2 protein-coding genes are annotated in these 12,150 nt (G+C 69.4%); one reads left to right on the top strand and one right to left on the bottom strand.

Going from position 1 to position 12,150, the window contains the following annotated elements:
* Window positions 1–246 precede the first annotated feature (246 nt).
* Entirely contained in the window at window positions 247–4,551 is a 4,305-nt protein-coding gene (locus ACFY4B_RS25400) for a ricin-type beta-trefoil lectin domain protein (RefSeq protein ID WP_387971247.1), read from the bottom strand.
* Between the two features lie 424 nt (window positions 4,552–4,975).
* On the opposite strand from ACFY4B_RS25400, the gene ACFY4B_RS25395 reads away from it, so the two are divergent.
* Window positions 4,976–12,097 carry an RHS repeat-associated core domain-containing protein gene (locus tag ACFY4B_RS25395; protein WP_387971244.1) on the top strand — a complete coding sequence of 2,374 codons (7,122 nt, stop codon included), beginning with the start codon at window positions 4,976–4,978 and terminating at the stop codon, window positions 12,095–12,097.
* The last annotated feature ends 53 nt before the right edge of the window (window positions 12,098–12,150 follow it).

The raw sequence follows: 12,150 nt of genomic DNA, 5'->3' as shown, positions 1-12,150 counted from the left end.
CGTGCCGCGACCGGCCGGCCGACCGCGGTGATAGTGGACCGTCCGGTGGAAGCAGGCCTGGTCAGACGCCGCTAGCGTCAGCGCACCGACTCCACCCACGTCCTGGCGGCGGTGCGGCACCCGGGCGCGGGTGGAGTCGGTGCGCGAGAGAGCACTGGACAGACCCGTGCACCCCGACCGGTGCCCCGGAGAACGCCGCAGGCCGCGACGTCCGTACATCGCGGCCTGCGGTCGAGGGGTCAGGGATCAGGGGTTCACCGGCAGGCTCGGAGTCTTCAGCACGGGGAAGCTCCAGGTCTGGGCCGGAGTCCCATTGCAGTCGTAGGCGGCGAGGCGGTTGCCGGGGGTGGTGTCGTTGTTGGGCAGGTCGAGGCAGTGGTTGGTCGCCGGGTTGTAGAGGCTGCCGTCAGCCCGGGGAAGCCAGATCTGGTTCCCGGCGCCAGGCGCACACTTCCAGAGGCCGACGCCGGCTCCGCTGGCGGTACTGCCCCCGGTAATGTCCAGGCACATTCCGCGAAGACTGACGGAGGCGTCGGCGGGGTTGACGGTGAGGGTCTGGTTGGCGCCGTTGTTGCAGGGCCAGATGGCGATGCCGCGGCTCGTGTCGTCACCAGGGACATCGATGCAGTTGCTGCTGGCGGCGTGGCGGATGGTCATGCCACTGGCGGGCGAGGCGACGGGGGTGTTGTAGACGGCGAAATTGCTGACGCGGCCGTTGAAGCTGGTGGTCTGCTGGCCCTGGTACTGGTAGCGGCCGAGGACCAGCCCGCCGCTGGGGGCGGGGCTGGTGGCCGCGTTGTGATAGGCGCTGCCGGCGAGCGTGCCGTTGACGTACAGGCTCATCTGGCCAGTCGTGGCGTTGTAAGTCGCGGTGAGCTGGGTCCAGACGTCGCTCTTCACCAGGACGGCGCTGTTGGTCACCGAGGTGTAATCGTACGGCCAATTGTTGTCGTCCGCGTAGGCGAGGGCGAAGCGCCAGGCGCCCCCGTTGCCTTCGCTCCAGAGGAGGAAGCTGCTGGCCCGGGTGGTGTTCTGACTGGCGATGACGTTGCCGGTGCCGGCAGACTTGGCCCAGGTGCTGATGGTGAAGCTTTGGCGGGTGTCAACGACGGGCTTGCCGGTGGTGGCGGCGGAGGTGCTGCCGTTGAAAACGGCGACCTTGGTGGCACGGCCGTCGACGGTGTCGTCGGCGAAGGTGAGGTCGCTCGGTACGGCGTCGTTGCCGGCTGGGGCGGAGGCGGTGTCGCCCTGGAGCTTCCACTGGGCCTGCGGCGCCTGGGTGTTGCCGCGGTAGTGGTCGCCGTTGAAGCCGGTCACGACCTTGCCGGTCACGGCTCCCGGCCAGGTGTGCAGGTTGCCGGAACTGTCGAGGGCCCACAGGTCGGGCACACCATCGCCGGTCACGTCGCCGTCCGCGCCGACGGTCGGGAAGTCGGCGGTCGTGACGCCCGCACCGATCTTGGCCACGGCGGCGGGGGCGACAGCGGTGACGGCGGTGTAGTCGCCGAACGCGTCCGTACGGGTCTGGGTGGTGAGGGTGTACTGGACGATGTCGCCGGCGGTACGGTCGCCCGCAGTGGTGCGGGCGCGTGCCCACACGGCCGGGGTGACCGGCGCGGTGCCGCCCGGGTCGACGGCCAGGGTGTTGCCCGGGACGATCAGGTCGAGGGTGTCCCAGCCGCCGGTGGCGACGAGGTTCGGGGCCCGCAGGGTGTGGTTGGTGTCGGCCGGGTAGTACCAGAGGTTGCCGGACTCGACCGCGAGGATGCCAGTGGCGTTCGTGACCTCGCGGTTGGGGGTGCGGGTGTCGGTGGCCGAGCCGATCGGCGTGATCTGGGTGGTGTACCGCCAGTCCTCGTCCTGCCGGTAGCCGGGGCACGCCGCCGCGTCGCCCTCGCAGTTGGGGCGACTCAGCGACCTCTTCAGGTTCGCCGTGAACCGTCCCGGGTCGGAGAGCTTGTTGGAGTAGTAGTAGAGCGAGCTGCCGCCGTCCCGGTGGACGAACAGGTCGTCGGTGTTCAGGCCCGGGTCGAGCGAGCCGCGGTGAGTGACCTTGTAGTCCTTCCAGGTGCGCCCGGCTTCGGGCGCCTGGTTGGCGGGGGCGGCGGTGCCGGTCGGCGGAACGCTGGTGTTGCCCGGGTCGGTGGCCCGCCCGTGGGTGATCAGGTTGCCGGCGCTGTCCGGGACCAGGATATCGGGGTTAGCGTCGCCGGTGGTGTCACCGAAGGCCACCGGACCGGGGGCCCAGGGCACATAGAAGGAGTACGACATGGTCTGCGAGGCGTTCGCGGCGTCGTCGAAGACCTGCGCGTACAGCACGTTGGTGCCCCAGTGCGTGGGCTTCACCCTGATCTCGCTGAGGTTCAGCGTGCTACCCGCGTTCGCGCAGTTCTGCGTGTAGTCGGCGAGCTGCGGGTCGAATCCGTAGCGGACGCAGACGACGCCCGAGGCCAGCAGGCCGGAGGGGTTGGGGTCGTAGGCCGTGAAGGGGATCGAACCTTCCTGGCCGAGGCGCAGGTTGGTGGTCTGGCCGTTGCCCGACGGCGGGAACTGGGTGTTCGGGTCGGTAAAGGTGCCGAACGTGGCGACCGGTGGAGTGGTGTCGACGGCGAAGTGGCACGCCGGGGTCGACGGGCCGCGGAGCAGTCCGTCGTCGCCCTGTGTGGCCCAGCCGTAGATGTGGCCGTCCTTGAGAGTGAAGCGGGGGACGTTGTAGGAGGCGCGGCTGCCGTTGGGCACGAAGCCCGACCAGCCGTTGCTGGCGCTCGGGGATCCAGACGACGAGTCGTCCCAGATGTTGACGTACTCAGTGAGTTGGGACTGGTTGTAGCTGCTGACCACCGAGGTCAGATTGACGGTGGTGTCGGTGATCCAGCGCAGCGAGGAGACGGGCCCACCGGCGCAGCTCTCGTCCTCACCACGGGTGACGCTGTGCGCCGCGGGTGAGGTTCGCGGATCGCCCGGCTGCAGCGGGAGGTGATCGTACTCGGTGGACAGGACGGCGTCGTAGCCGAAGCGCTTGAAGCCCATCTTGTCGCCGGTGCCCTCGTTGCCAACCAGGGCGAACGCCAGGGGTCGGCCGGTGTCCGCGAGGGCGTTGCGCATCGGGGCAGTGACGTTGAAGTCGACGGGGACATCGCCGTAGCAGGCCGAGTTGGTCCCGTTTCCGGGTACGTTCCTGCCGTCGACACGCTCGTACGTCCGGTGGCTGTTCCAAGAGATGGAGCCGTCGAACGCGTCAGCCCGGTAGACGGTCACCGGGTAGGTGGTGCTGCAGGAGAAGTCGGCCGAGATGTACTGCGACACCCGCAGGTTCGCGTAGTTGATGGTCGTGTTGGGCAGATAACCATTGAGGTTGAACTCGTACAGAGTCCGCTCGACGCCCTTGGTGGTCTCCCAGCCCTGGTAGCCGACACCCGGTCGGTCGCGGTCCGCCGAGCCGGTGCGGTCGAAATTGCCGACCCCCGGATAAGCGGACTGGACCCAGGCGTGGTGGCTCTTGCCGCGTGCGTCGTTCGACCAGGACGGGTCGACGTAGATCGGGTAGCTGGTATGGGCACCGTCGAGCAGCTCCGGGCTCGGCGACAGCTTGATTGCCCCGACGCCCTTCGCGTCCGTGGCCGCCGACACTGGGACGTCCGCCACGGTGGCCTTCGGACCGGGACCCTCCATGCTGCTGGGCGCGTCGGGCTCCTGCCGGGTCGGGCCCGCGCCCACCCCGGACGGAGCCGTTGCGGGAGCTGCAACGCGCGTGGTGAACGACGCCTTCACGGCTCCGGTCCCGGTCGGTGCGGCGGTTCCGCCCGCAGCGGGGGCCGAGGCCGACCACATCTGCGGCTTCGGGGCGGTGAAGACCTCTTGACCGCCGCTCAGGGCCTTCAGGCTGCCGTCCCCGTTGGCCGCCAGCTCCATGCCCTTGGCCGTGGCGGGGAAGTTCAGCGAACGCACCGCTGGGTTCGCGGCGGCGGCCGGTGTGCGCAGCACCAGGACGGTGCTGTACCCGCCGAACCGGTCGGCCGTCACCTTCAGGTCCGTGTCCGGCGCCACCGACGTGAAGAGCGCACTGTTGCCGCTCACCATCGGAACCGGCAGCGCGCCGCCGAATGGCGACCCGACCGACAGCTCCTTGCCGTCCCTGGTCCTCATCGTCGCCAGCGGGCCGCTGCCGCCGCCGGAGATCACCAGGCCCTCGCTCGCCGCGGCGGGCGCGTACGTCCCGTCAGGACGGCGCACCAGTGTGTCGTCCAGGGACGTCCACGAGCCGTCGGCCCGCTTCACCCGCTGGGCGTCCATGTGTTGCTCCTGGCGGAGCCGGCCGCCGGGCGTCGCGGTGGTGGTACTGAACTCGTCGGTCAGCGAGGGGATCGGCACGTCCTTGCCGGTGCGCTTGGCTTCGGCGATCGCCAGCTCAGCCGGGCGCGGGTCCAGGAGCTCGCCCGCATGCTTGGCGTCCCCGGCCTCGACCATTTCCTGGAGGCTCCCGGGACCGTCCGCCACCGCGACCGGGGCGAGTGAGAGCAGGCCCGCGGAAACAACCAGGGCGGTCGCCACCGACAGGCCCAGGAATCCGGTCGGACGCGTCTTTCTTTGGGCTGGAACTGATTTTTGACGATCAATCAAGAACGCTGATGTGGTGCGCACACGATTTCCCTGCATATCAGCCTCTGGCGCGGACTGCGTAGAGGTCAGCGGAACAGTGTCAGGGCTGGCTGGAGCAGTCAAGATCTTTTTTTGATAACTGTCGCAACAAAGGTGGTTGAAATACCTCAAAGCGGCATTGTGATGTGCGTCGCCCACTCCGTCCGGGCGCCCCCGGTGCAGATTGACGATCAATTACCAATAGAATCCACAGTCCATGGCCTATTAAAGGCATCGCATTGAATCGTCAACTCTTGGAATTTCCTTGCTAGTTCACAGAAAAAACCGGACTCTGTCGGGCGTCCGACGGCACACAGCCGGGGCGGTCGGACTCGCCGTGATCGCCACGCTGCTGGGCCCGATGGCCGCACAGGCCGCGGCCGCCGGACCCGACTTCACCCGGGTGTGGTCGCCTCCGGGCACGCCCCTGGCGCGCACTGCGTCGGTCAAGGCCGCCGCCGCGCCGAAGCCCGAGGAGACTGCTCCCCACTACCCGGTGCCCGTCGCTTCCAAGCCCGGGCCCGCACGAGCGGCAGCCAGGCAGGAGAGCGCGACCGCCGGCCTCGGCGAGACGGCTGCCCAGGCCGGCGCACTGCCGGTGTGGGTGAGTGCGGCTCAGCCCCAGCTGACGGGCGCCGACTCCGTCACCGTCGTCAAGGCGGGTACCGAGGCCGCGGACGCGGCCGGAGTCGACGGGCTCCTGCTGTCTCTCACGTCGCACTCCGCCGCTCCGGCTCCGGACGGCACCGAGCCGCCGGCCACCACGCCCGTCCGGGTCGCGGTTGACACGGCGGCGCTCGGCGTCCGCGGCGACGGCGACTTCGCCACGCGCGGTCGGCTGGTGTCACTTCCAGCTTGCTCCCTGACGACGCCGCAGGACCCGTCCTGCCTGGTCCGCACTCCGGTGAAGACCGGCTACGACGCCGAGTCCAAGCGCCTCGTCGCGGACGTCGACCTGCCCACGGCCCGTCAGGAGCCGGCGCCCGCCATCGCGGGTGCCACGAAGGCGTCGTTCAGCACCGCTTCGCTCACCACCGCGCCCGCGTCCGCGCCGTCGGCCCCGGCCGTGGTGCTCGCCGCCGAGACCGGTCCGTCGGGAGGCGGTGGGACGTACACGGCCACAAGCCTGACGACCTCCTCGGGTTGGGCCACCGGCGGCAACTCCGGCGCACTGACCTACGGCTACAAGATCGCGGTCCCGCCGTCCCTCGGCGAATCGGCCCCCGCCGTCTCGCTGGGCTACAACTCCTCCTCGGTGGACGGAAGGACGTCCGCCACCAACGCACAGGCGTCCTGGATCGGTGACGGCTGGGACTTCAACCCCGGCTTCATCGAGCGCAGCTACAAGCCCTGTGACAAGGCCGGCATCACCGGGTCCGGCGACCTGTGCTGGGACGGCTTCAATGCCGCCCTGGCGTTCGGTTCGCACTCCGGACCGCTTGTCCGGGTCTCCGGCACCCCGGCCGGGTCGGACGACGCGACCGGAGTTTGGCGGCTGAAGAACGACGACGGCACCAGGGTCGAGTTCGGAACCGGCGCGGCGAACGGCACCGACAACGGCGCCTACGCCAAGGTCACGGACACCGTCGGTACGGTCTACTACTTCGGGCTCAATCACCTGCCCGGCGGCGACAAGAGCGACCCGGCCACCAATTCCGCCTCCACCGTGCCCGTCTATGCGCCGAACAGCGGGGACCGCTGCTACGACGCAGCCAAGGGCAAGGCGTCCTGGTGCCAGATGTGGCAGCGCCTGTCCCTCGACTACGTCGTCGACACCCACGACAACCTGACCACCTACACATGGGCGCCCGAGACCAACTACTACGCCCGTGGCGGCGGTCAGGCCAACGGCAACGGCACGCCGACCCCCTACACCCGTGCCAACCTGCCCTCCCGGATCGACTACGGCCAGCGCCTGAGCGAGCAGGTCGCCGCCAAGGGCGGACTGCAGCCGGCCGCCCGCGTCAGCTTCACCACTGGCGAGCGCTGCCTCGCGGCGGGTACGGCCTGTGACCCGGCCAACCGCACGGTGGCGAACAAGAACAACTGGCCCGACGTCCCGGTCGACCAGGAGTGCAAGGACACGGGCACCTGCACCACCTACGGGCCGACCTACTTCACCACCAAGCACCTGACCTCCGTCAGCACCCAGGTCAGGGTCAACAACGCCTGGCAGGACGTCGACGGCTACGAGCTCAAGCACTCCTTCCCCGATCCGGCCGACGCCACCAGCCAGAAGGCACTGTGGCTGGAGTCCGTCCAGCGCACAGGCAAGAGCGGCAGCCCCGCCGTCCCCGTCCCACCAGTCACCTTCGTGCCGGTGATGCTGCCCAACCGCGTCGACGGCACCGACCTGGTGCCCGCTCCGCCGATCATGAACCGACCGCGCATCCAGCAGATCCGCACTGAGACCGGCGGCGTCCTCAACGTCGACTACAACCTCCCGGAATGCTCCCGCGTCAAGGGCCTGATGCCGGCAGCCGAGGACGACAACTCCCGCTCCTGCTACCCCGTCCGCTGGTTGCCGCCCGGTTCCGTCGTAGGATCGGACCCGGTCCTGGACTGGTTCAACCACTACACCGTCGCCTCGTTCACCGAGAACGACTTCGCCACCGGCTCCCCGGCGAAGATCACCCGCTTCGACTACGGACCGGCCGCCTGGCACCGGGACGACAGCCAGTTCACTGATCCCAAGGCCCGTACCTGGGACGACTTCCGCGGCTTCGCCACCGTCACCACCACTACCGGCAGCGGCAACGACGGCCCCAGGGGCCAGACGGTCATCACCTACCGCCAGGGCATGGACGGCGACATCCTGAAGAACGGCACCAAGCGCAGCGTCCACCTCACGGACGCCCTCGGCCGCGACTCCCTGGACGTCCCCTGGCTCGTCGGCAACGTCCTGCAGAGCGAGACGTACGACCAGGCCGACGGGACGGTGCAGTCCCAGGCCGTCAACAGTTCGAGCGGCGAGGTGACCACGGCCACCCAGACCCGCCCCGGTCTCCCGGACCTGACGGCCCGGTACAACGCCACCACCACCACCGCGACCAGTCGTGCCCGGACCGCCGTCGGCACCTGGCGCAGCACCACCAGGACCACGACCAGCGACCCGGACCACAACAACCGGCTCCGTACGTCCCTCGACCAGGCCGACGGCCTTCCCGACCTCTGCACCCGCAGCGTCTACGCAACCGGGCCCGACCCGAAGAACATCGACCACATCTCCGAGACGCTGGTGGTCTCCGGCGCGGACTCGTGCACGGCCGCGCCCACGACGGCCAACACCGTCTCATGGAGCCAGGTCCTCTATGACGGACTGCCGCACGGCCGGTTCGGCGACATCGGTGACCCCACCGCGACGCGCACCCTCGACCGCTTCGACAGCGCCGGGACAGCGGTGTTCACGACCACCAGCACCGCGGCCTTCGACGTGTACGGACGGATGGTCTCGACGACCGATCCGAACAACACCGATGCGCAGCACCCGGGCGGCTCGACCACCAGCACCGCCTACGCACCGGCCGCCGGTGAACTCCCCACCACCGTGACCTCCTCGGTCCCGGTCCCCGGGGCTTCCGGAAGCTGGGATACCGTCACCACCCTCGACCCTCGTCGGGCGCTGCCCCTCACGGTCAAGGATGCCAATGGGAAGACCGTCACCGAGACGTACGACGCGCTCGGCCGGCTGACCGGGGTCTGGTCGCCGGGGCGGACCCCCGCCACCAAGCCCAACGCCAACCAGACCTTCTCCTACAGCGTCTCCAACACCACCGGGGTGCCGTCGACCACCACCAGCTCGACCCTGATGGTCGACAGTGACACCGCCGTCTACAAGCGTACGGTGGCCCTGCTCGACGGCTTCGCGCGCACCCGCCAGACCCAGTCCTCGCCCGCCGGTCCCGGCGACGCTGGCCGGCTGATCACCGACACCCAGTACGACTCCCAGGGCCGAGCCTGGGCGAGCAGCGCCGCCTGGTACAACCGCGATGCCGCACCGTCCATCACCCTGGTCACCGCGTCCGACAGCACCATCCCCGCCCAGACCCGGACCACATTCGACGGTCTGGGCCGACCGACCGTGGCCGCGCTCTGGTCCCTCGGCGCCCTCCAGAGTCAGACCACCACCGCCTATCCGGGGGTCGACCGCACCGACGTCGTCCCGCCGCAGGGCGCCTGGCCGACCAGCACCGTCACCGACGCCCGGGGTCTCACCACCGAACTGTGGCAGTACCGCACCGCCACGGCCACCGGGAAGGCCGCGGACGCCGACATCACCCGCTACGCGTACACCGCGTCCGGCCAGCGGTCCGGGATGACGGACAGCGCTGGCAACAGCTGGTCCTACATGTACGATCTGCGGGGCCGCCAGACCGGTGCGAGCGACCCGGACGCCGGAACCACCAGCCGTACCTACGACGCCGCGTCGCGTCTGGCCAGCACCACCAACGGCAAGGGCCAAGTCCTGGCCTACACCTACGACCTGGCTGGCCGTAGGACCGGCCTCTACGAGGGCCAGGTCGTCCCGGCGAACCAGCTGGCCGCCTGGACCTTCGACAGCATCATGAAGGGCAAGCCCGCCTCCTCCACCCGCTACGTCGGTGGAAGTGGCGGACAGGCCTACACCACGGCCATCACCGGCTACGACAACGGCTACCGGCCCACGTCCACCACGACCACCATCCCGGGGGGCGAGGCCGGGCTCGATTCGGGGGCCTTCACCTACACCGTCACCACCCAGTACGACCAGCTCACCGGCAACCCGAAACTCGTCACGCTCCCGGCTATCGGCGGCCTCCCGGTGGACCGGCTGGCCTACTCGTACAACGACTACGGCCAGATGACCTCGTACGCCGGGGCGACGACGTACGACGTGCAGAGCGAGTACGACGCCTTCGGCCGGATCCTGCGCTCCACCGTCAACCCGTGGGCCACCCAGGTCGTCGCCACGACCGACTACGACCAGGCCACCGGCCGGATCCGCTCCCAGTTCCTCGACAAGCAGACCTCCCTGACCGGTGCGGTGCAGCAGACCGGCTACACCTACGACCCGTCCGGGGCCATCACCTCCATCACCAACACCCCTGACAACACCCCCCCGGCCCGCGACCGCCAGTGCTTCACGTACGACTACCTCGGCCGCCTCACCACCGCTTGGACCGACACCGGCGGCATCACCACCCCGGACCCGCTTCAGCACAAGACCCTCGACCAGGGCGCCTGCACCAACACGACCCCGACCAGCGGGGCCGTGGCACCGGCCAAGACCACGGTAGGCGGTGGCAACCCCTACTGGCAGGAGTACACCTACGACCTGACCGGCAACCGGACCTCGCTGGTCCAGCACGACCCGTCCGGTGACAGCGCGAAGGACGCCACCACCACCCAGCGGTTCCCGGCCCCCGGGACCGTCAACAAGCCGACCGCAGCGGGCGACACCGGCGGCGGCACGGGCGGGGCACACGCCCTGCTCGGATCGACCGTCAAGACCGGCAGCACCACGACCGCCAACGGCAGCACCCATTACGATGCGGCCGGCAACACCACGGCCGTCCGCAGCGGGGCGTCCGGCACCGGCACCTCGGCGCTGACCTGGACCAGCGAAGGCAAGCTGGCCAGCCACACCGCCCCGGGCCGGATCACCGGCAACGGCGGCAAGTGCATCGCCACGGCCGGCGGCAGCAACGCCGACGGCACCAACCTGCAGATCAACACCTGCTCCGACGGCGGCAGCCAGCTCTACACTGTCGCCAACGACCGGCTGGTCGTCCTCGGCAAGTGCGTCCAGGCCATGGGTACCAGCGACGGCTCGGCCGTCCAGGTCCAGGTGTGCGACAACTCCGCCGCACAGACCTGGACCCCCCGCGCCGACGGGACCATCCAGAACTCCTCGTCCAAGCTGTGCCTCGCCATTCCCGGCGACGTCGCCACCAGCAACACCCCCCTCGCCCTCGGCGGCTGCGCGAGCACCGTCCCGGCCGGGCAGAAGTGGACGGTCCCCAACACCACCACCACCTACGTGTACGACGCCGACGGCAACCAGCTCGTCCGTCGCAACCCCGGAACCAACACCATCGTCCTGGGATCCGACGAACTGACCGTCAGCACGACCGGGGCCGTCAAGGCCCAGACCGGTACGCGCTCCTACTCCATCCCCGGCGGTCTCACCATCGTCCGCCGCGGTGCGGGCACCGCGGCCGGCTCGTTCGTCGTCCAGGCGGCCGATCACCATGGCACGGGCACGGTCAGCATCGACCTCGCCGCCCTGGCCGTCAGCCGCCGCACCAGCGATCCCTTCGGCAACCCGATCGGCTCCAACCAGCCCGCATCGGGCAGCTGGCTCGGCACCAAGGGCTTCGTCGGCGGCACCAAGGACGACACCACCGGCCTCATCAACCTCGGCGCCCGCCAGTACCAGCCCGCGACCGGTCGGTTCATCACCCCGGACCCGTTGCTCGACCAGAACGCCCCACAGCAGTGGAACGCCTACGGCTACAGCAACAACGACCCGGTCAACCAGAGCGACCCCACCGGGCTCTACGGGAGCTGGTGTGCCAGCCAGGCGTGTGCCGAGCAGACCGGTGGGCTCGACTCGGCCCCCGGTGACACCAGCAACGCGTCGCCCGGCACCGTGTTCACCCCCGAGATGGCCCAGACCATTCGCAGCCGCATCAGCGGCGGCGGTGGCAGCAGCTCCGGCCTCAGGCCCTCTCCCGCTCCGACGCCGGCCAGCGGCAAAAGCACCCAGACGCCGCGGCCGAAGCCCCAGGCACAGCCGATTCCGGTCCCGGACTGGGTGTGCCCGGCGGAGTGCACGAAGCGCAGTGTCGCCTACGCGGTCCAGCAAGGGACTCTCGGTCTGATCCCGACCGGGTCGGCGTACGACTGCGCGGACGGCGACGACCTCTCCTGCTTCCTCACAGCACTCGCGGTCGTCCCGGCACTGCCGGGGCAGGTGGTCGAGAAGATCGCCGGCGGCGCTTCCAATCTGGCCCGGGCAGTCGCGGACGTCACGATCCTCGACCGACTGACCTCCGCCTACGACGCCATGGCGATGGCGAACCTGAAGTTTATCGAGAAGGGCACCCTGGGCGGGGCGTTGGACGCTGTCAAGGACGCCGAGACGCGAGCGTACGCCGGCGCGGTGTTCCAGTCGATGGACGGGACGGTGGACGTCTACAAGTCCATCAGCGGCAAGGCGAACCGGCCGGGCACCGTGGACATGCCGAAGGATCCGGTGTTCAATCCGAAGACGGTGAGCGGCGGGAAGATCGCCCGTAACTCCGATGCGGAATACAAGATCGTCGAAGAAGTCGCGGCGAAGCTTGGCCCTCCGTCGGGGCAGCGCGGGATTCTGACGATTATGGTCACCAAGGAGGCCTGCGGCTCCTGCAGCAGCGTCTACACAGAGTTCAACAAGAGGTATCCCGATGTCTGGCTTCGCGTCGGGGTAGGATAACCGCATCGCAGATCACAGCTGATCGCCCAGCCATCCGAGACTGAAGGCGGCTG

Origin of the sequence: Kitasatospora sp. NPDC001261 (genome assembly GCF_042896795.1) — a bacterium.
Classification (GTDB): Bacteria; Actinomycetota; Actinomycetes; order Streptomycetales; family Streptomycetaceae; genus Kitasatospora.
The sequence above is the reverse complement of the archived record's forward strand: the minus strand, read 5'-3'. Positions and strand labels throughout refer to the sequence as shown.